This window comes from Streptomyces sp. IBSBF 2435, assembly GCF_036815005.1.
In the GTDB taxonomy this organism is placed as follows: domain Bacteria; phylum Actinomycetota; class Actinomycetes; order Streptomycetales; family Streptomycetaceae; genus Actinacidiphila.
In genome coordinates this window covers 33,879-57,746 of sequence record NZ_JAJSYW010000038.1, presented here as the reverse complement: position 1 = coordinate 57,746, position 23,868 = coordinate 33,879, and the positions used below count along the sequence as shown (strand labels likewise).

Annotated in this window: 21 protein-coding genes and 2 pseudogenes; 7 read left to right on the top strand and 16 right to left on the bottom strand. The window is 68.7% G+C overall.

Annotated elements, in window-relative coordinates:
* The first annotated feature begins 58 nt into the window (after positions 1 to 58).
* The 3 genes from V7E46_RS10735 to V7E46_RS10725 all read left to right on the top strand — a co-directional run bounded on the left by V7E46_RS10735 (position 59) and on the right by V7E46_RS10725 (position 3,517).
* A complete protein-coding gene (locus V7E46_RS10735; protein ID WP_333768198.1) occupies positions 59 to 979 on the top strand; it encodes a DUF2637 domain-containing protein in 921 nt (306 codons plus the stop codon).
* Between the two features lie 270 nt (positions 980 to 1,249).
* Positions 1,250 to 1,819, top strand: coding sequence for a plasmid mobilization relaxosome protein MobC (gene mobC, locus V7E46_RS10730; RefSeq protein ID WP_333768197.1), 570 nt, complete (start codon positions 1,250 to 1,252; stop codon positions 1,817 to 1,819).
* The gene (locus tag V7E46_RS10725) at positions 1,820 to 3,517 is read left to right on the top strand and encodes a relaxase/mobilization nuclease domain-containing protein (RefSeq protein WP_333768196.1); all 1,698 of its coding nucleotides are present in this window, start codon (positions 1,820 to 1,822) and stop codon (positions 3,515 to 3,517) included.
* 37 nt (positions 3,518 to 3,554) lie between these two features.
* Here the strand turns inward: V7E46_RS10725 and V7E46_RS10720 are convergent.
* The 11 genes and pseudogenes from V7E46_RS10720 to V7E46_RS10670 form a co-directional block, all read right to left on the bottom strand.
* Positions 3,555 to 3,995 (bottom strand): annotated as a pseudogene (locus V7E46_RS10720) (helix-turn-helix domain-containing protein); the annotation flags it as partial.
* A 55-nt stretch (positions 3,996 to 4,050) separates the two neighbouring features.
* The gene (locus V7E46_RS10715; RefSeq protein ID WP_333768195.1) at positions 4,051 to 4,485 is read right to left on the bottom strand and encodes an NUDIX hydrolase; all 435 of its coding nucleotides are present in this window, start codon (positions 4,483 to 4,485) and stop codon (positions 4,051 to 4,053) included.
* A gap of 21 nt (positions 4,486 to 4,506) precedes the next feature.
* Positions 4,507 to 5,298, bottom strand: coding sequence for an STM4013/SEN3800 family hydrolase (locus tag V7E46_RS10710; protein ID WP_333768194.1), 792 nt, complete (start codon positions 5,296 to 5,298; stop codon positions 4,507 to 4,509).
* Entirely contained in the window at positions 5,295 to 5,801 is a 507-nt protein-coding gene (locus V7E46_RS10705) for a hypothetical protein (RefSeq protein WP_333768193.1), read from the bottom strand. Before V7E46_RS10705 ends, V7E46_RS10710 begins: the two co-directional genes overlap by 4 nt.
* The gene (locus tag V7E46_RS10700; RefSeq protein ID WP_333768192.1) at positions 5,794 to 6,429 is read right to left on the bottom strand and encodes an AAA family ATPase; all 636 of its coding nucleotides are present in this window, start codon (positions 6,427 to 6,429) and stop codon (positions 5,794 to 5,796) included. Before V7E46_RS10700 ends, V7E46_RS10705 begins: the two co-directional genes overlap by 8 nt.
* Positions 6,426 to 7,451, bottom strand: a complete 1,026-nt coding sequence (locus V7E46_RS10695; protein WP_333768191.1) for a radical SAM protein — start codon at positions 7,449 to 7,451, stop codon at positions 6,426 to 6,428. The genes V7E46_RS10700 and V7E46_RS10695 overlap by 4 nt, the downstream gene beginning before the upstream one ends.
* Positions 7,452 to 7,487: 36 nt before the next feature.
* A complete protein-coding gene (locus tag V7E46_RS10690; RefSeq protein ID WP_333768190.1) occupies positions 7,488 to 7,877 on the bottom strand; it encodes a hypothetical protein in 390 nt (129 codons plus the stop codon).
* Positions 7,867 to 8,109, bottom strand: a complete 243-nt coding sequence (locus tag V7E46_RS10685; protein WP_333768199.1) for an ATP-binding protein — start codon at positions 8,107 to 8,109, stop codon at positions 7,867 to 7,869. Before V7E46_RS10685 ends, V7E46_RS10690 begins: the two co-directional genes overlap by 11 nt.
* A 361-nt stretch (positions 8,110 to 8,470) precedes the next feature.
* On the bottom strand, positions 8,471 to 9,319 hold the full coding sequence (locus tag V7E46_RS10680) for a helix-turn-helix domain-containing protein (RefSeq protein WP_333768189.1): 849 nt from the start codon (positions 9,317 to 9,319) through the stop codon (positions 8,471 to 8,473).
* A gap of 21 nt (positions 9,320 to 9,340) precedes the next feature.
* Entirely contained in the window at positions 9,341 to 9,865 is a 525-nt protein-coding gene (locus tag V7E46_RS10675) for a DUF6879 family protein (protein ID WP_333768188.1), read from the bottom strand.
* Positions 9,846 to 10,079 carry a hypothetical protein gene (locus tag V7E46_RS10670; RefSeq protein WP_333768187.1) on the bottom strand — a complete coding sequence of 78 codons (234 nt, stop codon included), beginning with the start codon at positions 10,077 to 10,079 and terminating at the stop codon, positions 9,846 to 9,848. The genes V7E46_RS10675 and V7E46_RS10670 overlap by 20 nt, the downstream gene beginning before the upstream one ends.
* A 211-nt stretch (positions 10,080 to 10,290) precedes the next feature.
* On the opposite strand from V7E46_RS10670, the gene V7E46_RS10665 reads away from it, so the two are divergent.
* Positions 10,291 to 11,469, top strand: a complete 1,179-nt coding sequence (locus V7E46_RS10665) for a helix-turn-helix domain-containing protein (protein ID WP_333768186.1) — start codon at positions 10,291 to 10,293, stop codon at positions 11,467 to 11,469.
* A 105-nt stretch (positions 11,470 to 11,574) separates the two neighbouring features.
* On the opposite strand, the gene V7E46_RS10660 is transcribed toward V7E46_RS10665, so the two are convergent.
* The 5 genes and pseudogenes from V7E46_RS10660 to V7E46_RS10640 all read right to left on the bottom strand — a co-directional run.
* Positions 11,575 to 14,724 carry a type I restriction endonuclease subunit R gene (locus V7E46_RS10660; RefSeq protein WP_333768185.1) on the bottom strand — a complete coding sequence of 1,050 codons (3,150 nt, stop codon included), beginning with the start codon at positions 14,722 to 14,724 and terminating at the stop codon, positions 11,575 to 11,577.
* On the bottom strand, positions 14,724 to 15,971 hold the full coding sequence (locus tag V7E46_RS10655) for a restriction endonuclease subunit S (RefSeq protein WP_333768184.1): 1,248 nt from the start codon (positions 15,969 to 15,971) through the stop codon (positions 14,724 to 14,726). The genes V7E46_RS10660 and V7E46_RS10655 overlap by 1 nt, the downstream gene beginning before the upstream one ends.
* Positions 15,968 to 17,725, bottom strand: a complete 1,758-nt coding sequence (locus tag V7E46_RS10650) for a class I SAM-dependent DNA methyltransferase (protein ID WP_333768183.1) — start codon at positions 17,723 to 17,725, stop codon at positions 15,968 to 15,970. The genes V7E46_RS10655 and V7E46_RS10650 overlap by 4 nt, the downstream gene beginning before the upstream one ends.
* A gap of 300 nt (positions 17,726 to 18,025) precedes the next feature.
* Positions 18,026 to 19,192: a pyridoxal phosphate-dependent aminotransferase gene (locus tag V7E46_RS10645; RefSeq protein ID WP_333768182.1), complete on the bottom strand. Its 1,167-nt coding sequence runs from the start codon at positions 19,190 to 19,192 to the stop codon at positions 18,026 to 18,028.
* Positions 19,193 to 19,299: 107 nt separating this feature from the next.
* Positions 19,300 to 19,977, bottom strand: a pseudogene (locus tag V7E46_RS10640) (aminotransferase class I/II-fold pyridoxal phosphate-dependent enzyme); the annotation flags it as partial.
* Between the two features lie 506 nt (positions 19,978 to 20,483).
* Between V7E46_RS10640 and V7E46_RS10635 the strand changes: the two are divergent.
* The 3 genes from V7E46_RS10635 to V7E46_RS10625 all read left to right on the top strand — a co-directional run bounded on the left by V7E46_RS10635 (position 20,484) and on the right by V7E46_RS10625 (position 23,834).
* Complete coding sequence (locus V7E46_RS10635; protein WP_329176294.1) at positions 20,484 to 21,005, top strand: DUF2617 family protein; 522 nt, start codon at positions 20,484 to 20,486, stop codon at positions 21,003 to 21,005.
* Between the two features lie 90 nt (positions 21,006 to 21,095).
* Entirely contained in the window at positions 21,096 to 22,769 is a 1,674-nt protein-coding gene (locus V7E46_RS10630) for a polyamine aminopropyltransferase (protein WP_333768181.1), read from the top strand.
* Between the two features lie 69 nt (positions 22,770 to 22,838).
* On the top strand, positions 22,839 to 23,834 hold the full coding sequence (locus V7E46_RS10625; RefSeq protein ID WP_333768180.1) for an SRPBCC domain-containing protein: 996 nt from the start codon (positions 22,839 to 22,841) through the stop codon (positions 23,832 to 23,834).
* Positions 23,835 to 23,868 lie beyond the last annotated feature (34 nt).

Sequence of the window (23,868 nt, the reverse complement as noted above, 5' to 3'; positions counted from 1 at the left end):
CTTCTCCGGCATGCCCGGAGCACCCCATGCGTCGGCCCAGCCCCTGACTGGAGTTCCCATGCCCGCCACCGCATCTCCGCGCCCCGCCCCGCAGACCCCGTCCCACCGCGAGCCCACGCCCGGCCGTGGCCGGTCCTGGTGGGATCCGCTCGCGCTGATCCTGCTCGGCCTGGCAGGCGGCGCCCTGTCGTACGACTCCCTGCGGCAGATGGCCGTCGCCGTCCACATCCGCCCGCACCTGGCCTACCTCTTCCCGCTGGTCATCGACGGCTTCATCGCCTACGGAGTCCGCGCCCTCCTCGTCCTGCGCGACGCACCCTGGCCCGCCCGCGCCTACGCCTGGACCCTCTTCGGCACCGCCACCACCGCCAGCCTGTGGGCCAACGCCCTGCACGCCGTACGCCTCAACCAGCCCGGCGTCCACACCCTCCTGCTGGGCGACCACACGGTCGCCGTCCTGTCGGCGATAGCTCCCCTGGCCCTGGCCGGAGCCACCCACATGCACATCCTCATCGGCCGCCACAGCCACACGACGGCCGCCGGAACTCTCACCATGATTCCGGCGGCCCCGGCCGTGATTCCGGCCGCACGGCGAACAGTGCATCCGAAGGACGAGCCTGCAGCCGGGGCTGACGCAGCAGCCGGAACCGAACCCCCAACAGCTCCGGAGTCTGCGGGCATCACCGGCCAAGGCAACGCACCGGTTCCGGCAGACGCTGAAAGCGCTGGCCAGAAGTTGAAGGGCACTTCCGGCGAGCGCGCGCAGGCGGGGCGCAGCGGGCGCAAGGCCGAAGCGTCGATCGAGCAGCTCGCCGACATCATCCGCCGTGCCCACCCGGATTCCGGCCAGGTCACCCGCGCCATGGCCCGCGAGGCCATCGAAGCCCAGGGGATCTCCGCAGGCAACGAGCGCATAGCCGAAGCCCTCAAGTCCCTCCAGCCCGGCGACGAAGCCCGCGCCCACCCCAGCTCGGAGTGAACAGGCTGTGTGGGGTGGCCCCGCAAAACCACCCCACACGGTCCGCCACCCACCTGCCCAAGACTGCGGGACCCCGGCACCCGGCCGCATTCCCGCCAGCCGAACCGTCCAGCGGCCAGTCCCCTCCGCACCGCAGCACTCGAAAGACGTCGGAGAATCCCATGCCCCGAGACCACGACACCGACGATCACGTAGGCGAGGAGAGCAACCCACCCACTACGCCGACCCGCAACGGATACGGCTACCCCCAGCCTTGCGGGGGAGCAAGGTATGGCGCTGGACCGTCCAATGGTCGGTCCCACGCTGGCTCCTCCGCCCGGGGGTGGCGGAGGGACTCCGGCGCCAGGGGCACCGGAGGGGGAAGCCGTCCCCGAGCCTGCCGAGCCGTCGAGCCTGATCCGTGCCGCTGCCGAAGCCGCCATTCGCCGCGTCGCCCGCCGTCGCCGCCGCGACGGCACGCAGCGCACATTCCGCGTCGACGTCCGCTACAGCCAAGCCGAGCACCACGCCATCAAGGCCAAGGCGAAGGCCATGGAGATCGCCGGCGCCCACTTGGTCGGCGCGGTCGTCATGGCCTTCGTTGAAGGCACCCAGCCGCTGCCCGGCCAGCGCACCGCCACTGACGAGCTCATCGACGAACTCGTCGCCCTGCGCGCCCAGGTCGCCAAGATCGGAGGCAACGTCAACCAGATCGCCCACCGCCTCAATTCCGGCGGCCAGCCCTATCAGGCCGACACCGCGGTCCTGGCACAAGCGGAGCGGACCGTGCAGAGCGTCCGGGACGCCATCACCACTATTGAAACGGCCGCGCACCAAGCGGCCGGCCGGAAGGCGGCCTGATTGATCGCGAAGATCACCCGAGGCAAGGCCATCCGCCGCCTCCTCGGCTACCTCTACGACACGGTGAAGTCCAAGGACCACACCGACCCGCACCTGGTCGACTCCTGGGACGGCTTCGCACCCGACCCCGGCCGCGACCAGGACCCGAAAGCGGCCATGAAGCAGCTCACCCGCGCCCTCGAACTACGCCTGAGCCAAGCGCGGAGCAAGGGCCAGACCGTCCCTGAGCAATCGGTGTGGCAGTGCTCGGTCCGCGCCGCCCCCGAAGACCCCGTGCTCACCGACGACCAGTGGGCCGACATCGCCCGTCGCGTCGTTGCCGCAACGGGCATCGCCCCGGACGGCGACGCGGACGGCTGCCGCTGGGTCGCCGTCCGCCACGCCGACGACCACATCCACATCGCCGCCACCACCATCCGAGGAGACCTGCGCACCGCCCGCCACTGGAACGACTATCTCCGCGCCGACAAGGAACTTGAGGCTGTCGAGAGCGACTACAACCTGCGCATCGTCGCACGGGGAGACCGCACCGCCGCCAAACGCCCCACCCGCGCCGAAACCGAAAAAGCCCACCGCACCGGCCACCGGAGCACCCCGCGCGAGCAGCTCCGCGCCACCATCCGCACCGTCGTGGCCGTGGCCACCAGCCCCGAGGAGTTCTTCCACCTCCTCGCCTCCAGCGGTATGAAGGTCGACGTCCTCCGCTTCCCCTCCGGCGACATCCGGGGCTACAAAGTCGCCCTCGACGGCGACATCAACGTCGAAGGCCAGCCCGTCTGGTTCTCCGGCTCCACCCTCGCCCCGGACCTGTCCTACCCCCAGATCCGCGACCGCCTCACCGCGACCGAAGCTCCCGCGACCGGCCCGCGTCAGCCCAACCCTTGGCACCGGGCCACCGCCGCCACCGAACGCATTCCCCACCACCTCGCCGGCACCGACGACGCCGCATCCCAAGCCCACATCGCCGCCTTCGCCGAAGCCCTCGACGCCCTCCCCTTCCACGCCCCCTCCGACCTGCGACCCCAGCTCCGCCAGGCAGCCATCGACTTCGAACGCGCCAGTCGCTCCCGTATCCAAGCCGACCACCAGCACGCACGCGCCCTACGCGGCGCCATCCACGCCATCGCCCGCCAACCCTCAGGCGGCGACGGAGCGGCCATCGCCATGCTCCTCGACGCGGCCATCCTCACCGCCGTCGCCGTCCAGCGCTGGCACGCCGCCCGCCACCACAACCAGCAAGTCGAAGCCACCCGCCGCACTCTCGCCGACCTCCAGGCCGCCTACGACCAAGCCTCAGCCGCGCCCCTGGCCGCGCTCGCCCAGCGCCGCCCACCCCAACCGGCTACTGAACGGCACGCCCAACGCGTACGCCAGACCATCCCCACCCACGCCGACCAGATCCTCAACGACCCCACCTGGCCAGCCCTCGCCACCGCCTTCACCGACGCCGAGACCACAGGTCACGACCCCACCCAACTACTCCGCCAAGCAGCAGATCAACGTGCCCTCGACGACGCCCACTCCCCGGCCCAAGTCCTCACCTGGCGCCTCCAACGCCTCACCCAACGCCCCGCGCCGAGCCCTCTGGCCCGAGCGGCGATGGCCCGCAGCGGTATCCCTGCGCGTCGGAGTCAGCCCATGGCGACCGCGGATCCATCTCCGGCGTACCCTCCACCGTCGCGTCCCCGTCGCCGTTGACGGGGGCTCTGTCCCACCGTTTGCGTTCCAACAGCACGACCGGGCAGTTCAACGCGTGGGCGATCCTGTCCAGGTTGGACGGCGTGGCGCTGCGCCACCCGGACTCGATCTCCCCCAGGAGCTGCTCGGAGATACCTACCGTCCGGGCCAGCGCCCGCTTCGTCAGGCCCGCCTTCTCCCGCGCCCATGCCACAGCCTGCGGTTCGTGGTGGAGGTTCCGTGGCCGTTGCCGTCTTCGGTGGGGCTTCTTCAGCTCGGCTGAAGCAGGCAGCTTGTCAGCGTGGCCGGCCGCGACTTCGGCACGATCGCGTGAGGCAGTCACCGGCTCCTGTCCGGTCTGCCGCTCCAGCGCGTCCGCCTTCGCTCGCAAGGCCGCGGCCAACGCCTCCACGTCCCTCGGGTCCTGCTCGGTCGCCCAGCGACTGATGTCGCGGAGTGCAGCACGCAACTGTTCCGGAGGGGAGGCAGCTTCGGTCATGGCAGCTCGCTTTCGCCAGTCTCGCCACCACGTCTTGACCCGCGCGAGCCTGTGCTCAGTTGGGCGTGGCCCTGTCCGCCAGGAAGAGGGCAAGCGGACCAGCCATGAGCAGGAACCGACCGTGCGTGGCCGCGTGCAGGGCGTCGGCCATCGGCCACCAGGTGAGCTTGAAGTCCTGCTCGGTCGGCGTGAGCTGTTGCGGTCCGCAGGTGAGGTCCCGGGCTTCGTAGAGGTGGACGCGGGCGGGTGAGGAGACGGTGAGGGCGTACGAACCGAGTGGTCGCCACGCCTTGGCGGTGATTCCGGACTCTTCCCGCAACTCGCGTCGCGCGCATTCCTCGGGCGTCTCGCCTGTTTCCCTCCGGCCGCCGGGAAGGAAGAGGAAGTCGCCCTGATGTGCGGGGAAGTGGGCGCTGAGGAGAGCTACGAGGCCGTCCTTGTCCCGGGCTACGACGACGGCCGCGTCGCGGACGGCTGGGGCATCGCTCATACCGGCCGAGGTTAGTGGGCATCAGCGCACCATCGCGGCGAACGGCACGTTCATGACGACCGGGTGGGCGATGCCGCGCCCGTGGTAGCCCTCTTCCCCGTAGGCGTCGCCGTGGTCGGCGCACAAGATGATCAGCCAGCGCTTCCTCGCGGTGAGGGTGGTGATCAGGCGGGCGAGGTGGGCGTCGGCGTAGGCGAGGGCGGCCTGCTGGGAGGCGGCGGTGTCGCGGCTATGGTCGAGGTAGTGGCCGTGGGGGACGTGGGTGGCCGAGACGTTGACGAACAGGTACACGGGCTGGCCGTCGTGGTGTTCGGCGATCTCCAGGGCGTGGTCGACCTGGTGGCGGGTGGAGTCGGGTTCGGGTGAGCAGAACTCGGGGCGCCAGTGGTCCTCGTCGAACAGGTCGGGCAGGACCGAGCCGAGCGGCGTCTCGCGGGAGAAGTACGTTACGCCGCCGACGCAGATGCTGCGGTAGGCGTGCTGGGCGAGGCCGGCCAGGAGGTTGGGGGCGTCGAAGACGAAGGTCTGCGGTGGGACGGTCTTGAAGGCGTGCGGACGGCACTCCCACAGGCGGGGCGGCTGCTGGGGCTGGGGCAGCTTGGGCAGGAAGCCGGAGAAGAAGGCCATGTGGGCGGGGAGGGTGAAGGTGCCGGGGGTCTGGCGCCGTTCCCAGCCGCCCTCCGGGAGAAGGGCCGCGAGATGTGGGGTCAGGCCGTTGTCGTAGGCGGTGCGGGCGGTGTCGTAGCGCAGGGAGTCCAGGGTGACGAACAGGATGCTGGCCTGCGTTCGGATGATCTCGGCCGCGTCGATCATGCGGACGTCTCCGCAGTGGTGGGGGCGAGGTGCTCGATGGTTCCGCGGGCGCTGTCGCTGACGGGGATCGGTACGCGGTCTTCGGCGACCATCCCGCGGATGGCGGCGAGCCCGGTGTCCTCCTGGAGCACCAGGCCGTCAGCGTCGTAGAGCCGGATCCGGATGACGTGCGTACCGTCCGGGCCATCGGTCGCGGCCAGATAGGCGCTGGCCAGTGGCAGCCGGCCTCGGACGTAGGCGAGGAAGGTGTCCTCGGCGATGCCGTCGATGGCGGTGACGCGGCAGGCGTGGTGGTGAGCGTTGACAGCGCCGCGGCACAGGCGGTGGAAGAACTCGGCCGTAACCGCCCCGCCATCGCTCCCCACGACCAACTGCTTGGCCGCCGTGAGTGCGACGAAGCTTGCCCCGAGCCACCAGGCGACACCTTCGTGGATCTCGCCGGGGAAGCGGCCGACCGCACCGCCGTCCCTGATCACGGCGTCGGTGTCGATGGGGTTAAGCACCCTGGGCCTCCAGGTCGGTGATGATCCAGTCGGCCAGGTCGTCCGGGGACTTGCCGTCCGTGTCGAGAGCGACGGCTGTGGAGTCGGCGGCTTGGACGGTCCGGAAGTTGGCGAGCAGACGCGCGAGTCGGCCGGGGACGGCGAACAGGTCGAGGTCGTCCTGCTTGGCGTCGCGCTTGACCGCGAGGCGCTCCCGCAGGGCTGCTTCGGAGCAGCCCAGGTAGAAGGTGCGGGTCGGCATCTCCAGGTAGGGCCGGAAGGGTTCGAGAAGGTCGGCGACCTCCTCGACGGCGACCTCGTGAACAGCGGCGTGGCAGGCCACCACCGACGAGGCGTAACGGTCGGCGACGACAGGACCGATCGCCCGCGCGAGCCGGATCGAGTCGGCGGCGTGCAGCAGCCCGGACAGGTAGAAGGCGAACTGCGGCAACCCGCGCAGGCGCTCGTTGATCAGTGCCGACCACCCGGCGTGGGGCGTCGGGAGTGTGTGCAGCGATGTCGCGCCCAGCCGCTCGGTCAATGCCCATGCGAGCGTCGACTTTCCTATGCCGGAGACGCCTTCGAGGACGACGAACGGGTGCTGCGGCCCATCGAGATACAGCGGCCGGTACGGAGGAGGCAGGCTCACAGCGTCCCCTCCGTGAAAGCCGTGACGTGCCCGGCAACCGTCTGGGCGAGCCGGTCGGGGTCGGCGACCAGGTCATTCACGCGGACACGGAGGTCGTCGCGGAGCAGGCAGGACTGTATGCCGCCGCCGTGGTCGACCCGCAGCGCCCAGAAACCCTCGACGCACCGGGACCGCACGGGGCAGGTGCCGCACTGTCCGACGTGGTGGCGGCCGAGGTCGCGGTGGATGACGTCGATCTCGATGCCGTCGATACGGAAGACCCTGCGGCCCTGGCCCACTCCGGCGACCTCGATGTGCTCGTCGCTGGTGAGGGTGCGCAGGTGCGCGACGATCTCATCGGCCGACACCGCGGAGTCGGCGCGACCCTCGTTGAAGTCGGTGCCGACCAGCTCGATGAACTGCACGGGAAGCCGCCGCTCCAAGGCGAAGTCAAGGATCTGCCGGACCTCGTGGGCGTTCTCCCTCTGAAGCAGGGTGTTCAGCTCGACCCGCTCGAAGGTGTCGCGGGCGACCTCGATGCCGTCCAGGATCGTGCCGATCCCGATTCGCGTCCCGGCGATGGCCCGCAGTGAAGCGTCCGAGAAGTAGTGCAGGGACACCTTCACCTTGTCCAGGTGCGTCCTGACCAGCCAGGAGCGGTGGGTACGGATCCTGGTGCCGTTGGTGATCAGCGTGTAGGAGGCGTCCGGGCCGGGCTCGGCCAGGCCTTCCAAAACCGGCCTGGCGGTCGGCGAGGTCAGCGGCTCGCCGCCGGTGAAGTACACGCGCTTCAGGCCGGCGTTCATGAGGGTGCGGATGACGGCGAGGTAGGCGTCAGCGTCGAGCTGCCGCTCCCGCGGCTGCTGGGAGCGGTCCTGCCGGGTCAGCGGCGGCGGTACGTCGCCCTCGTTGTGGCAGAACCAGCACGCGATGTTGCAGCGCGGGGTGAAGGAGACGCGGAGCTGGCCGCGCAGGGCGGCGAAATTGTGCAGCGCGGTCCAGTCGACACCGGACGCCGGTAAGGAGGTGGGAGCAGCAATCATTGACGGACTTCCTCTCAGGGTTGGCGGATCGGCGGGCTAGCGGACGGGCAAATCGCACGGATTGGTGACGTCATAGGTGTGGCTTCCGGGGTGGTGTGCGAAGGAGCAGCAGGCCTCGTCCGCCCTCCGAGCCGGGCAGTCGGATCGCACCGACAGCCCGGCCGGGTCCTGCCCGTCGCTCCACTCCGCCCAGAGGGAGCCGTCCTTCGAGTCGGCAAGCTCACGTACGAACGCCTGGTGGTCGCCGGCGACGTGCGCCTGGAGGATGCAGCGCAATTTCGACTCGACGTCGCCCGGGTCGGCGCCTTCTGCCGACGCCTGGGTGCGGGCGGCGTCCTGGAGAGCTGCGGGCAGATCTGTCAGGGACCCGCAGACGGGAAGCAGGGTCGGGATGAACGCTTGCGTGGACGGCTCTTCAACGTTCACGAGTCGGCCGCCCAGCCCGCCGGTACCCTTGCAGCACGCTCGGAACGCCGTCGATCTCGAACCACACGCACTTACCGGCAGGCCTCGGTCCCACTCCCCATCGGGAGGTCAGTGCCTGCACGAGCAGGAGCCCCCTGCCGCCCTCATCGGCGTCCGAAGGCGTCAGGAGAGTGGGCTTTGTGCCTCCGGAGTCGTGGCACTCGACGCGGAGCTTGTCCCGGTCGACAAGGATGTCCAGGTGAAAGGTGCCGTCGGGTGGGGTGCTGTGCCGGACCGCGTTGGTGACGGCTCGGATACGCAGAGCACGACGTCGTCGATCGCGAGACCCAGGTTGGCGAGGGTATCCCGCGTGAAGGCACGGACCTCGCTCACTGACTCCGGTCGGGACGCGAAGTCCCTGGCCGCGCTCACGCCGACCGTCGCTTGCGTACGGTGCTGTGGTGCCTTCAGCCCTGTGCTTGCTATGGGCGACGCCATAGGTTCCCTCCGAGTGCTGGAACCCGCGACAGGGCCGCGAGCGATCCGGTGGACACCAATGACGCTAGGAAAATCAGCAGTTGGGGGTCCACGCGGTTGCACGCGGTTGCACGATTTCAGCCGAGGGTGTCGAGGGCGCGCGTGATGCGGCTGCGGGCGGCGGCCCCGCGCAGGGCGTGCTGGGAGAGCTGGTGGAAGGCTCGCAGGTACGTCCGGATCTCGCCCGGACTGCTCACGTTGATCTCTGCTGTGAGCGTCTCGACGGCCACCAGGTCCTCGTCGAAGGCGTAGAACGCCTCCAGCGGCCACACGGTGCGCCTGGCCTCGAACGGGATGATGCCGAGGGAGACGTTGGGCCTGGCCATGAGCGAGAGCAGCGACCCGAGTTGGGCGGCCATGGCCTCGTCGTCGCAGACCCGGTAGTAGAGCACCGCCTCTTCGAGCAGCAGGGCGAAGCCGTGATCGCCCTCGAAGACGACGCGGGAGCGCGCGAGCCGCGCCTCGACCGCCCGCTCGACGTCATCGGGCGTGCCCTGGAAGGTGGTGATCGAGCGCAGCAACCCCGTTGCGTACTCGGCGGTTTGGAGCATGCCGGGCACGACGTTGGAGGCGTAGACGCGGAAAGTGCGGGTGCGCTGGTAGAGCGGGGTGGACTTCGCATGGACCTGTCGCAGACCGTCCCGGTGGAGCTGCCGCCACTCGACGTACATCGAATCGGCGGTCCGCGCCGCCGCGACGAGGTCAGCGGCCAACTCGGGAACACCGCAAGCGTCGCACCACGCACGGATGTCGTCGTCCGAGGGCGGTGTGATGCCGCGGGCGATACGCGACGACTTCGACTTGTGCCAACCGCAGCGATCAGCCAACTCCAGCCCCGTCAGCCCGGCATCGAGCATCGCTTGCTTCAGGCGCTCGGCGATCTTGGCACGGGCCGCCCGAGCCGAGGAGAGAGGTGACGTGCCCATGAGCCGGCTGATCGTCCGCGGTCAGACGCTGTACTTCTCATGCGGGAAGGCGCGGTCCCACACGTCATCGAACGCCCTGACGCAGCCGGAGACCGCCACCGGCTCCTCGGTCTGGTCGGTACGGATCCAGCGGCCGGCGTCGTCGAAGATGTTGAACTGGACGAGACGGCCGTCGAAGAGCCAGAAGTCGTGCTCCGGGAGGGCGATTCCCGCCGCGCTGCTCCTGGGCAGCCAGCGCACCTCCTCGCCCGCGGCGACGTTGGTGAAGGTGAACGAGTGCTCGTAGCGGATGTACTCGCTCGGAGGCTCCGTAATCACCCTTGCCCGACGGATCTGGACGCCCTTCGCGGTCACTTCCTGCACGAGGCCGAGCCAGGGGCGCCACCACGAAGCGCGGTCGGCCGGGTCGAGACGGTGGCCCTGCTTCCACGCCTCGAATCCGGCCGTCTCGTTCCCCATGTCGTAGTCGTCACGCAGCTCCAAGTGAACCGCCGTGTGCTCGACGGCACGGAGCAGGTCGGCGAAGCTACTCAAGCTCTGCGACATCAAGCGCCTCCCTGAGAAGCGGGATCATCCGCTTCGGTACTCGCACGATCCCCTCGTAGGAAGGCATCGCGACATCCCGGTTGCAGGCCGCCTCCGTCTGACGGTCGACCTTGACGCCCTGGAACAGCAGATCCTTCGCGTCCTCGTCCACCCAGACGGCCGGGGAGCCGTGGTCCCCCGACTCCGGGTCCTTCCCGACGAACCGTAGTGCCATGCTGACCTCCGATGTCGAGCCAGTTGCAGTCGGTTGCAGAAGCCGTGCCGAGGACCAGCCGGTGTGGCTGTCCTGGGCGTCCCCCCGCAACACTCCTTCACCTGACGTCACGAACCTTGGACAATCAGTGAACTCTCTGGGCGGCAAGATCAGTTCGCACAAGGCGCGCACAACCCGGCCGTGAGCCGCCCTGCCCTGGAACAGTGGGGTCATGGACAGCACACCGGCCGCCGGGGAGAACATCGCGGTACTGCGCAAGGCCCGCGGGATGGGCCAGGCGAAACTGGCCCGCCTGTCCGGCATCTCCGTCTCCTACCTGAGCAAGATCGAGACCGGCGACCGGCCCGCGACGCCCCCCGTGGTGGCCGCCATAGCCAAGCCCCTACGCGTCTCCACCGCACGGATCTACGGGCAGCCCTTCCTCGGCCTCACCGAACAGGCCGACCTGCTCAACGACCTCCGCGACGCCGTCCGCCGCCACACCCTCCCCAGGGAGGACACGCCTCCTCCTGACGTGCTGGCCGAACGGCTACAGCTCGCAGCTCGGCTTCGATCCGAGACGCGGTACCTCGAACTCCTCCGAGAGCTGCCGACCCTCCTTGGCCAGGCGACGGCGACAGCGCTCGCCGCCGGCGGCGACTCACCGGCCTGGGGACAACTCGCCGACCTCTACGGCTGCGCCTACAGCGTCACGCACCGCTTCGTGCAGCCCGACCTGGCCGACATCATCGTCGCCCGCCAGCAGTGGGCCGCCCAGCGAACCTGGAATCCGGCCGCGGAAGCGACCGCGGCCTGGAACGAGGCCGGCACTTACCAGAGCGCCGGCGCCTACGGCGACGGCATGGCGATCGTCGAGCGCGCGATCAGCCAGTACGAGAGCGCCCGCACGGAAGGCCCGGAGTCCGTGGTCATCCTCGGCTCGCTCCACCTGCGCGGAGTCGTCCTCGCCTCCCGCAACCGCGACCGACACGCCACCGAGGCCCACCTGCGCCACGCGAAGGGCCTGGCCGCCCAGCTCGACGGTGACGTGCTGATGCACAACCTCACCTTCGGCGAGGGCAACACCGCCCTCTACGAACTGGCCGCCCACGTCGAACTCGACCAGCCCAACAAGGCCGTGACCATGTCGACCCCCCTGATCGACCAACCCCCCACCGGCCTCAAGCCCAACCGCCTCGGCCGCCTCTACATCGACGTCGCCCGCGCCCGCCTCGCACTGAAAGACGCAGCAGGAGCCGAGGAGGCGCTGAAGGCCGCGTTCAAGGTGTCGCCGCAGATGGCAGAAATCCACCCGATGAGCCGCGAAGTCCTCCGCGTCCTCTTCATCCTCCACCAACGCGCCCGCCCCGACCTCGTGGCCATGGCCGAGCGAGCCGGTCTCACGGCGTAGCGGTAGGCCGCAGCGAAAGCGAGAACAGCAGGCTATGGTCCCGCTGCCCCAGCCCGAACTCAGTAGGCCGCAGCTGGTCTGCTGAGAACATGCGCGCTGCCAGGGTTAAGAGTCTGCCTGCTGATCGATTGCGGCTTCGTAGAAGGCATCCGCGAGGGCCACGATGATCGCGTTGATAGCCGGACCGTCGGTGAAGAAGTAGTCAGCCATCGCGTTGTGGGCGTCCTGGTTATCTGCAACCGCTTCCGTGACTGCTGCCTGGAAGTCCGGCGACTCCAGGAACTGTTTCTTGCTGTTGGCCTTGGTCTGGTTGACCAGATCAGTGTTGGCGAGCAGGCGCTGGACGAGCCCCTGAACGAACTCCCGGACCTGGGAGGCAGCGAAGGACTCCGCGCCGAAAAGGTCGTTCATCTTGTCTATGACGACCTGGAGCGCGACGTACTTCGGGTCCTTCTTCGCCCCAGTGCCGGCGGCGCTGATGCCCTTCAGTTGCCCGTCGCCCACGAGGGAGATGTCGACCGGGATCGCCTTGCTGTGCTTGACCCCGACCAGCACCACGTCGGAGAGGTCGACCTCGGCTGTCCACGAGGACTCGGCGATGACCTTCTCCAGCAGCCGTAGGAAGATGGAGAGCATCTCCATGTAGGGGTCGCCGTAGTCGACGATCTGGGACATGAAGTCGTAGAGGCGTACATAGGTGGAGACGTCCTTGCGGAAGAGGTCGAGCTCGTTGAGCGTGACCTTGTCCTCTTCCTCGATCGCGCGCGCGTAGCGGCGGCGGAAGTCATGCTGCGCCGGGCTGATCGCCGCCGAGAGCGCGTTGTTGCCTTTCCGAGTCACCCACAGCTCGGCGACCTTGCGGACATCTTCCTCGGTGTAGAAACCGAGTTGGGCGAGCTTGTTGGACAGGTGGACGACGACGTACGGGTCGGTCTCGGTCTCCAGCGTGGCGTCCTTGAAATACGGCTCGAAGGCCGCCTTGATGTCCTCGGGCTTGTTGGCGAAGTCGATGACGAACGTCTTGCGCTTCTGCTCGCCGCCAGCGGTGCGGTGGGTGCGGTTCAGCCGTGAGAGCGTCTGCACCGCGGTGATGCCCGGCAGCTTCTTGTCGACGTACATGGCCGAGAGCAGCGGCTGGTCGAAGCCGGTCTGGAACTTGTTGGCGACCAGCATGATCTTGTAGATCTGCCCCTTGAATGCGGCTGCCAGATCCGTCCCGGCACCGGGGTTCATGTTGGCCTCGGTGTACTCGTCGTCCTCTGACGGCTGCGGGCCCCAGTCGCTGTGCCAGGTCTCGTTCTCGGGCATCGTCACCCCGCCGGAGAAGGCGATCAGGGTGCGGTAGTTGTACGAGGCGTCCTCAGTGCGGCGCTTGGTGATGTAGGCGTCTATGGCCAGCTTGTACTTCACCGCGGACCTACGGGAGCCGGTCACCACCATTGCCTTCGCTCGGCCTTCCAGGAGGTAGGCCACGTTGGTGTGAAAGTGCTCGACGATGATCTGCACCTTCTGGCTGATGTTCGTCGGGTGGAGCAGCACCCACCGCATCAGGCCCTTCCGGGCGGTGCCCTCCTCGACCTCGCCCCCAGCATCATCACCGCTCCCGGCCTTGCCCGCGATCTTCAGTGCGGTGTCGTAGCTCTGGTAACCCTTGAGCACGTCGAGGATGTAGCCCTCCTCGATCGCCTGCTTCATCGAGTACAGGTGGAACTCGTGCGGCTTCCCGTCGGCGCCCTTGCGGCCGAACAGTTCGAGGGTCTTGCTCTTCGGCGTCGCGGTGAAGGCGAAGTAGGAGATGTTCTCCGACTCGGCTCGCTCTGTCATCTCGGACGCGAGGACCGCCTCCACGTCGACCTCGCCGCCGTCCTCGATCTCCTGGATCTCCTCGGCAGTCAGCACCTGCTTCAGCTTCGCGGAGATCTGGCCCGACTGGGAGGAGTGCGCCTCATCGGCGATGACGGCAAACCGCTTGCCCTTCAGCCCGGCGTCGCTGCGGATCTCGTCCAGGGCATATGGGAACGTCTGCAGCGTCACGACGATGATCAGCTCGCCGTTCTTCAGCGCCTGCGCCAGCAGGCCCGATTTCGACTTCGCACCGGCCTTGCGGACATCCTCGGGCCCGATGGTGGCGACGATCTTGCCGGTGCCGTCGATCTGCCGGATCGCGTCCTGCAATTGGGTGTCGAGCACGGTGCGGTCCACGACGACGATGACCGAGTCGAAGACCTTCTGGTCGTCGATGTGCAGCCGCGCTAGGCGGTGCGCGGTCCAGGCGATGGTGTTCGTCTTCCCCGACCCGGCCGAGTGCTCAATCAGGTACCGCTGCCCGACGCCTTCCTCGCGCACCGCGTTCACGATGTTCGTGACGGCCTCCCATTGGTGGAACCGCGGGAAGAGCATGCTTATGCGCCGTACCGAGGTGCCGGTCGAGACGTCCCATTCTTCCTTGGTCTGGACGATCATCAGTCGGCCGACGATGTTCAGCCAGGCGTGCTTCTCCCACACCCGTTCCCACAGGTACGCCGTCGCCGACCGGCCGTCAGCGCCGGGCGGGTTGCCCTCGCCGCTGTCGAAGCCGGTGTTGAACGGCATGAAGTGGGTCTTGTCACCCTCCAGCCTCGCCGTCATCGCCGCCAGGTCGTTCGAGACAGCAAAGTGCACCAGAGCCCTGTGTCCGAAGGAGAGCAACGGCTCGGGGCGGCCGTTCGTCAGCGGGTTGCGATCCTGCTTGTACTGGTTGACCGCCTCGTTCAACGACTGGGTGAAGTCGGTCTTCAGCTCCACCGTCGCCACCGGGAGCCCGTTGACGAAGAACACCAGATCGATGCTGCGCTGGTCGGCGGTCGAGAAGTGCACCTGCCGCACCACCCGCACCCGCGTCGCCTCGTAATGAGCCGTGCTCGTCGCATTGAGCGACGTCTCCGGACGGAACTGCGCCATCTTCAACCGGCCGCCACCGATGAACTGCACCCCGCTCCGCAGGATGTTCAGCGTCCCACCGCCGTGCTCCAACGGCCGGTCAAGCGCCGCGGTCAGCACGTCGAGAAACTTCGCCTGCGACCCCGCCGCTTTCAATGCCTTCTCGTACGCCGGCTTCTGCGTCGCCTCCAGCCACGCGAACAGGTCAGCCGGGAACAGCGCCCTCTCCCGGTCGTACTCCCCGCCATCGTGATCGTTTACCGAGTACAGCCAGCCACGGTCCCGAAGGTACTCACAGATTTCCTTCTCGAAGACAGCCTCGTTGTGATCAGCCACTATGCCGCCTCTCGAACGTCGATCTGACCCGTGACAGCGGCCGTGATCATCGCTGACCGGCGCTCCCGGGACAGCTCGATGAACCGTTCAGTCTCGGCGATGAGCGTGTCGATCTTCGTGGTCGTATAGTTGATCTCAGCCACGATCCTGTGCTGCTCCGCAATCGCTGGAACCGGCACGCGCAGGGACGCAATGATGTCAGAGTTCAGGTTGTCCATCGTCGAGCCAACTGAGGCGAGAGCAAGTGCATCGCGGTTGCGTCGGCTGCTGAATACGATGGCCCCGAACTCCGGATCGAGTTGATTCTGATCGAATCGGACAAGCGCTGAGCCGGTTCCGCAGAGGAATCCTGCTGCCGAAGGCCGTACGACCGCACAGCGTCCTAGCTCCCCTCGGCGGGCAGCAACCAAATCACCCTCCGCCAGAGCATGGCGCGCAAGCTGTGCCGCCTTTGCTGCTCTAACCGCAATTCGTGGATCGGGGACTACTTCTCCAGAAATAATATGGGATGGATTGATAATCGGCGTGCCGCCATCCTCATATTCATCGGATTTCAGCTGGCTGCCGAATGGTCCTGTCTGAATCAAGACGGAGACTGCTTTCAGTGGCGTGTGCCAACCGAGTAGCGCCACACTTCGTTCTACGACCGACCATCGCCGCTCACGGAGCATTTCGATCAGCCGCTGCTGCTCTTCGATGAGCGTTTCGATGCGAGCCGTCTCGCGGTCGAGATAGTCGGCGATGGCGGCCTGTTCCTCCACTGGCGGCAGCGGGATCGGAATCCTGGCAAGCTTCTCTGCTGTGAGATGCGGCATTGAGACAACATTGGAGTAGGCGCGGATGAAGCCGCTAGCCCGCAGCGCGATCAGGTAGAACGCGATGAAGCGACCGTCAAAGCCTTCAATTGGTCGAAGCCGGTTGATCGAGTTTTGGAATCCCCAGCCAGGAAGATCTTGATCGACATACGCGGCGCGGCCAAAACCGCCCTGACCGCCCTCTACAACGACCACGTCGCCCGCGCGGATGCTCAACTGCTTAAGTTCGTCCTCGCCGAACCACATCTCATTTACGTCATCGAGGGCCAACACGCCATTGGGCTGCACATTTGCAGCACGCATGTAGGAGGCGCGCGCGTCATTACCCGAGTCCTTGCTCTGCAACATTTTGCCGAGCGTGACCGTAGCAGCGTTCTTGACCTGGCCTGTCAGCCACCCATCGGGCAATACCTTCCAGAGAGGCCCCGTCACTTCTCCACCTCCCGCAGCAGGTCAAGGATTTTGGCGACCTGCTTCTCCAGGTCAGCGTCAATCTCAGCGAGAGGGCGAGGAGGGCTGTACCTGTAGAAGTGGCGAGTGAAGGGGATCTCGTAGCCGGTCTTGGTCTTGGACCAGTCGATCCAGGCGTCCGGAACGTGCGGCTTCACCTCCGCGTTGAAGTACGCCTGGACGACCTCACGCATCCCTTCCGCGCCAGCAGTCGAGCCGCCGTAGGTGAAGGGCACGTTCTCAGTGTCACGCTTCTTCGAGTCGGACTTCGGGGCGCCCTTGCGGTCGACGACAGGGTTACCCTCGTCGTCGAGCAGGGGGCGTTCGACAGTGACTGTCCAGTAGCCGAACTCGTCGTTGCGCAGAACCTTGGAGAAGTCAGGGTCGGCAGCCTCGAAGTCGGCGTACAACTGCACGACCTCGGCGCGGTCGGCGTCACTGATCTCGCGTCCCTTGGCTCCGAGGTTCTTGCGCATCTTGGTCCAGAACGACGTGCCGTCGATGAGCTGGACCTTGCCCTGGCGGTCGGGGTGCTTGGTGTTGTCGAGGATCCAGATGTATGTGGCGATGCCGGTGTTGAAGAACATGTTGGTCGGCAGCGCGACGATTGCCTCGACCAGGTCGCTCTCGATCAGCCATCGGCGGATGTTGGAGGGACCGGACTCGGCGGGACCGTTGAACAGGGGCGAGCCATTCATGACGATGCCGACGCGCCCGCCGCCGTCCTCCGGGGCGCGCATCTTGTGGACCAGGTGCAGCAGGAAGAGCATTTGGCCGTCGGAGGTTGCGGGGAGGCCCGGTGCGAAGCGGCCGTAGGGGCCGGCAGCGTCGCGCTCCGTTTTGACCGCCTTGGCGTACTGCTTCCAGTCCACCCCGTACGGCGGGTTGGACATGCAGTAGTCGAACTGGCGTTCCTTGAAGGCTGGATCAGTGAGGGTGTTACCGAACGCGATATGGGCTACTTCGTGCCCCTTCGCCAGCAGGTCGGACTTGCAGATGGCGTACGACTGCGGGTTGTACTCCTGCCCCCACAAGCTCAGCCGTGCGTCGGGATGCTGCCCGAGCAGGTGCTCTTCGGCCAGGGAGAGCATGCCGCCAGTGCCAGCGGTGGGGTCGTAGAGTGACCTCACAATGGCGCCCTCGGGGCGGCCGGCCTCCTCCTCGACGTCCTTCTCCGTGAAGAGCAGGTCCACCAGCAGCCGGATCGCGTCGCGCGGCGTGTAGTGGTCTCCGGAGGTCTCGTTCGCGGCCTCGTTGAACTTGCGGATGATGTACTCGAACGCGTCGCCCATGTCCGAGTTGGACACCACGTCGGGATGGAGGTCGACACCGCTGAAGGACTGGACGATCTCGCGCAGGAGCCCAGCCTTCTCCAGGGCCAGGATCTCCTTCTTGAAGTCGAAGTACTCGAACACGTCCACGTCGGCGGAGAACCGGTCGATGTAATCGGCGAGGTTGTCCGCCAGTCCATCCGCGTCGGCCAGCAGGTTCGCGAAGCCGTAGTTGGAGGTGCTGTAGAACTGCCGTCCCGTGAGCTTCTTGACCTCGACCTTGAGCCGGTTCGGGTTCTCGTACCGCGCAGCCAGTTCCCGTACCGCGGCTCGGTCTGGCTCGAGCACGCAGTCGAGTCGCCGCAGGATGGTGAACGGGAGGATCACTGTCCCGTACTGGTTGGGCCGGTAGGGGCCTCGAAGCTGGTCAGCGATCGACCAGATGAAGCGACCGAGCGTGCTCACAGAGTTCCTCACGAGAATCGACTGGCAGTGATGACCACTTTGCCAGAGCTAGCGATCAGCGTCTGATGGTTCAGATTTGGGCCCCGCCCCACCTCGCTCTTCCCTGGCATCCAGCCCTACGGCGGGCTGTTCCGGTGCTGGGCTCCCAGGCATCGCTGGGCGTCGTATGGGAGCCGACTCGCTCCCGGAGCCCCCACGAGGCAACTACAGACCCACTCGTCGCAACGCTTTGACTAGCGACGATACTGAGCCTTCGGCTAGCGATCTTGGTCGCGACCGCATTCGGCCGGAGGCTTAGGTTCAGGTCGACAAGCGCAGCAAGCGGCTGGCGGCTTCCTGGAGAACGTTTTGCTTCTTGCAGAAGGCGAAGCGGACCTGGGTACGGCCGGCGTCAGGGTCGTCGTAGAAGACGGAGTTGGGGACGGCGACAACGCCGCAGCGTTCGGGGAGGGCGCGGCAGAAGGCGAGGGCGTCCTTCTCGCCGAGGGCTGCGATGTCCGTCGTGATGAAGTACGTGCCCTGGGGGCGGTAGACCTCGAAGCCGGCCGCGGTGAGGCTGTCGGCCAGGAGGTCGCGCTTCGCCTGGAGGTCGTCGCGGAAGGCCGTGTAGTAGTCGTCGGGGAGGCGCACGGCCTCCGCGATGGCGTACTGGAACGGGCCTGAGGCGACGTAGGTGAGGAATTGCTTGGAGGTGCGGACAGCCGCGACGAGGGGAGCGGAGGCGGTAACCCAGCCAACCTTCCAACCCGTGAACGAGAAGGTCTTTCCCGCCGAGGAGATGGAGACCGTGCGGTCGCGCATGCCGGGTAGCGAGATCAGCGGGACGTGCTCGCCGTCGAAGACCAGGTGCTCGTAGACCTCGTCCGTGACCACGATGAGGTCGCGCTCGACGGCCAGTTCGGCAATGGCCGTCAGCTCGTCGCGGGTGAGCACCATGCCGGTCGGGTTGTGCGGGCTGTTCAGGAGCAGTAGCCGAGTGCGGGGGGTGATGGCGTCGCGCAGGGCGTCCAGGTCGGGGCGGAAATCGGGGGCGCGCAGGGTCAGCGGGACTCGTACCCCGCCGGCCATCGCGATGCTCGCCGCGTAGGAGTCGTAGAACGGCTCGAACGCGATCACCTCGTCGCCAGGCTCCAGCAGCGCGAGCATCGCCGCCGCAATCGCCTCGGTGGCGCCCGCAGTGACCAGCACCTCCGCGTCCGGGGCGAAACTCAGGCCGTAGAACCGCCGCTGGTGGTCGACGATCGCCGTTCTCAGCTCAGGAACGCCCATCCCCGGCGGGTACTGGTTTCCACGCCCGTCACGCAGGGCGCGCACGGCCGCCTCCCGGATCGCCTCCGGCCCATCCGTGTCGGGGAACCCCTGGCCGAGGTTGATCGCACCGGTCGCCAGCGCCAGCGCGGACATCTCCGCGAAGATCGTCGTCCCGAGCCCGTCCAGCCTGCGGTTCAGCAGCGGCCTGCCGCTCATCTCTCCACCGTCCTCAACCCGGGTACCGATCGTCCGAGGTCCATCCTGGCCGACGCACGGCAGCACGCCTACGCGGCCAGCGTCCAAGAGGTAGGTGAAAACGGGTTGACCCAGCCGACCTTCCAACCGGTGAAGGAGAAGGTCTTGCCGGCCGAGGAGATGGAGACGGTGCGGTCGCGCATGCCCGGCAGGGAGATCAGCGGGATGTGCTCGCCGTCGAAGACCAGGTGCTCGTAGACCTCGTCGGTGACGACGAGGAGGTCGCGCTCGACGGCGAGTTCGGCGATCGCGGTCAGTTCCTCGCGGGTGAGGACCGAACCGGTCGGATTGTGGGGGGAGTTGAGCAGGAGAAGCCGGGTGCGCGGGGTGACGGCGGCGCGCAGGGCGTTGAGGTCGGGGCGGAAGTCGGGCGCGTGCAGGGTGAGGGGGACGCGCGTCGCGCCGGCCATCGCGACGCAGGCCGCGTAGGAGTCGTAGAAGGGCTCGAAGGCGATGACCTCGTCGCCGGGTTCGAGCAGCGCGAGCATCGCGGCGGCGATGGCCTCGGTGGCGCCCGCGGTGACCAGGACCTCGGTGTCGGGGTCGAACGCGAGCCCGTAGAAGCGCTGTTGGTGCGCGGCGACCGCGGTACGCAGTTCCGGGACGCCCGCGCCCGGCGGGTACTGATTGCCGCGGCCGTCCCGCAGCGCGCGGACGGCCGCCTCCCGTACCGCCTCGGGACCGTCGGTGTCGGGGAAGCCCTGGCCGAGGTTGATCGCGCCGGTCGAGGCGGCCAGCGCGGACATCTCCGCGAAGATCGTCGTGCCGAGGCCGTCGAGGCGGCGGTTCAGCGGCGGCCTGCGCCGGCCGCCCGCGGGCCCGTGTCCAGTGTGCTCAGCCAATGTGTCCGCCCACCTTGCGCGCGTTCGTGTGTCGTCCGGGTCTCGTGAGCGTACTGGTGCGGATGCGGGTGAACACGTGAACTCTTCGGCGCTCCAAGGGATGGAAAGTGCACACAGATGGGTAAAAACGCTGAAGGCGACCCGCGATTCATGATTCCGTAGCTCTCGGACCCATTTCGAGGGCTTCAGCAGAGACCACTCGGAGACTCCTCGGACTTCTCAGGGGGCGGCTCGGAGGGCTCAGAGGACTTCGAAGGTGCTTCGGGGCCCCTCCCAGGAACCCCTGAGGACCGTTCGGGTCCAGCGGACCCCACGTGGGCACGAGCCGACGCGCGTCCTCCCGCCGGGCGCGGACCGGCCCATCACATCCACTGCGTGCTCGATCCACTGCGTGCTTGCGGAGCCGACCCATGCTCACCACCCTGCAAACCTCCTATACCGACACCCGTGCGGGGGACCTCGCCTGGTGCCTCGGCAAAGACGCGCTGCCCGCGCTCGCCGTGCACAATGTCGAGGTCGGCGACGGTCGCCGGCTGCGGGCCAAGGTCGAATTACGCCTGCTCGGCGCCTCGCACCAGGTATTGGTCGACGCCGGGCGCGGCGAGTGCTCGGAGACGGTGGCGTGCATGCCGGGCAGCCAGGCGCCGCTGCCGTTCGGGGTGGCACGCCGGGTGGGCGTGTGGGACTACGAGTTCGCGGCCCGGATCGAAACCCTCTCGCAGGGCTCCTTCGCGGGCCGGGCGCAGGAGCTGCTCGCGCTGGTCGCCGACCATCCGCACGGCCTCGCCGGGACCTTCCCCGGCGACCCGCACGCCTTCACCGCGATGCTCGTGCAGTACGCGGAGGGGGGCGTGCGCTGGCGCACCTGGCACGCGTATCCACAGGAGGGGCGGTTGGTCACCACCAGGACGCGGGTGAACGCGCTGGCCTGACCCGAATACCGCCCCTGCTGCCGCCCGAAGCCGCCGATTGCACCCCTGTGGGTGACCGGTGGCGGCTCGACCCTGACATAGCGTGCACTCATGATCGACCAGCACCGCCGCGACGAGGCCCCCCGACTCGCCCTGCGGTTACCGGTGTCCGCTGCGGCGGCCCGCGCGCTGGTGCTCGCCGCCGTCTTCGTCTGCGCCGCCTGCGGGCTCGTCTACGAGCTGGAACTCGTCGCCCTCGCCTCGTATCTGGTCGGCGACTCGGTCACCCAGGCGTCGGTGATCCTGTCGGTGATGGTCTTCGCGATGGGCTGCGGCTCGCTGCTGGCAAAACGGTTTCGCGGCCAGGCCGCCGCCGCCTTCGCCGCCGTCGAGACCGGCCTCGCCCTGGTCGGCGGCCTGTCGGTGATGGTGCTCTACGGCTGCTTCGCCTGGTTTGGGCAGGCGACCCCCGCCATGGTCGGCTGCGCCTTCGCGATCGGGGTGCTGACCGGGGCGGAAGTGCCGCTGCTGATGACACTGGTGCAGCGGATCAGGCGGCAGGACGCGGGCGGCGCCGTCGCCGACCTCTTCGCCGCGGACTACGTGGGCGCGCTGGTCGGCGGCCTTGCCTTCCCCTTCCTGCTGCTGCCGCACCTCGGGCAGCTGACCGGCGCGCTGGTCACCGGGGTCGTCAACGCGGCGGCCGGCGGCGCGACCGTGCTGTGGCTGTTCCGCTGCGACCTCAGCCGGCGCGCCCGCGGCTGGCTGCTGGTCACCAACGTCCTGGTGCTCGCCGTGCTCGCCGGCGCCGCCGCCACGGCCGGACCCTTCGAGCGGGCGGCTCGGCGCGCGGTCTACGGCGCCGACGTGCGGGTCGCGGAGCAGACCGAGGTCGAGGAGATCGTCCTCACCGGCGGCGGCTCCGGCGGCCGGCCGCTGCGGCTCTACCTCGACGGCCGGCTGCGGGTCTCCGGCACGGGCACGGCCCGCTACGCCCAGGCCCTCGTCCAGCCGGCGATGAACGGCCCGCACACCCGCGTGCTGGTCCTCGGCGGCGGCGACGGCCTTGCCCTGCGCGAGGTACTGCGCTGCGGGGACGTCGCCGCGGTCACCGCCGTCCAGCCCGACGGCGAACTGCTGCGGCTGGCCCGCACCGACCCGGGACTGACCGCGCTCAACGGCCGCGCCTACGCCGACCCCCGGGTACGGGCGGTCACCGCCGACCCCTTCGACTGGTTGCGCGGCCTGCGCGGCTCCGGTTCCGGCGGCGGGGACGGCCATGGTTCCGGCTCCGGCTCCGGCTCCGGCTCGGGTTCCGGCTCGGGTTCCGGTGGTCCGCGGGCCGGGCCGTACGACGTGATCGTCGCCGACCTGGCGGATCCGGGCGTCGCCCGCAGCGCCAAGCTCTACTCGCAGGAGTTCTACGGCCTCGCCGCCCGCGCGCTGGCCCCCGGCGGCCGGCTCGCCGTCCGGGCGGGCGCGGCGGCGGGGGCCGCCCGGACGTTCTGGACGATCGACGCGACCGTGCGGGCCGCGGGCCTCTACACCTCGCCGTACTGGCTGCCGACCGCCCCCGCGCGCGGCTCCGGCCCCGCCGGCACCCCGGAGCAGGCCTATCTGCTCGCCGCCCGCTCGGGCGCGCCGCCACTGGTCCTGCCCCCGGGCACACCGTCCGGCCTGACGCCGCCGGCTCTCCGGATGGCCGCCCGCGCGCCCCTTCCCACCCGGCCCAGCCGCTCCCTGCCGCCGTCGACTCTGCTGCGGCCGCGCCTGCCGACGTCGTAGATCAGGTGCTCGAAAAAGTGGCAGCCAGGGAAACGTCAAGGGAGCGCGCTGATGGGTAGGCTCCGCCGCATGGAGCATGAGTCCTTCGTTCCGGGCATGACCACGGCGCGTCTGGTGCAGGCGCTGCGCACGCCGGATGTGGTGCGGGCCAGCCTGCCCGGCTGGCAGCCCGACGCCGGGGAGGCGCCCGGGGACGGCGCCGGAGCGTCCGGCGGTACGTCCGGAGGCGCTGTGGGGCGGCTGCGGCTGCGCATCGGCGGGTCCACGATCACTTACCGCGGCACGGTGTCGGTGCACGGTAACGGGCCGGGCTTCACCGTCACGGCGGTGGGCACGGAGGTGCGCGGCGGCGGCAGCGTCACCGCCAACGCCGAGGTCAGCGTCGTCACGGTGGTGCAGCCCGAGGCCGGGGTGACCGTGGCCTGGCGGGGCGAGGCGGCGGCGGAGGGCCGGCTCGCGACGTACGAGCCCGCGGTGGTGGAGACGGCTGTGCGGCGGCTGCTCGACCGCTTCTGTACGGAGCTGGCGGCGAACGCCCCGGCCGCCGACGTACGCCACGCGGCCCCGGCGGACGAGCCGGGCCAGCCGGACGAGCCGCAGGCGGCGCGGGACGGAGTGGCCGAACCCGAGGCCGTGCCTGTGGAGCCGGCGGACGCGGACGTCGAGCCGGAGAGCGAGCCCGAGGCGGAGCCGAAGCCGGAAGCCGAGCCCGCACCGGAGCCCGAGCCCGAGCCGGAAGCTGACGTCGTGGACGACCTGGGCGAGCCAGGGACGCCCTCCGAGCTCGACGACTTCGAGCTGGTCGAGGTCGAGGTGGAGGTCCCGGAGAGCGCCGCCGCGCTGGACGACCTCGTACCGCCCGCGGAGGCGGCGCACGCCCGGCGCACGATGATCGGCCGCAGCGCGGAAGAGGTCGACCACGCGCCGCCGCGCGGGCGGTACGCACCCGTGCCCGCCCCGGACAGCACGTCGGCGGCGGCCACCCTGCGCTGGGCGGCGCCGGTGGCCGCGGCACTCGTCGCGTCGGCCGTCGTCGTGGGCCGGGTGCTGCGGCGCCGCGCCTGATCCCCTGGCTGGCGAACCCGCGCCGCCACCACCC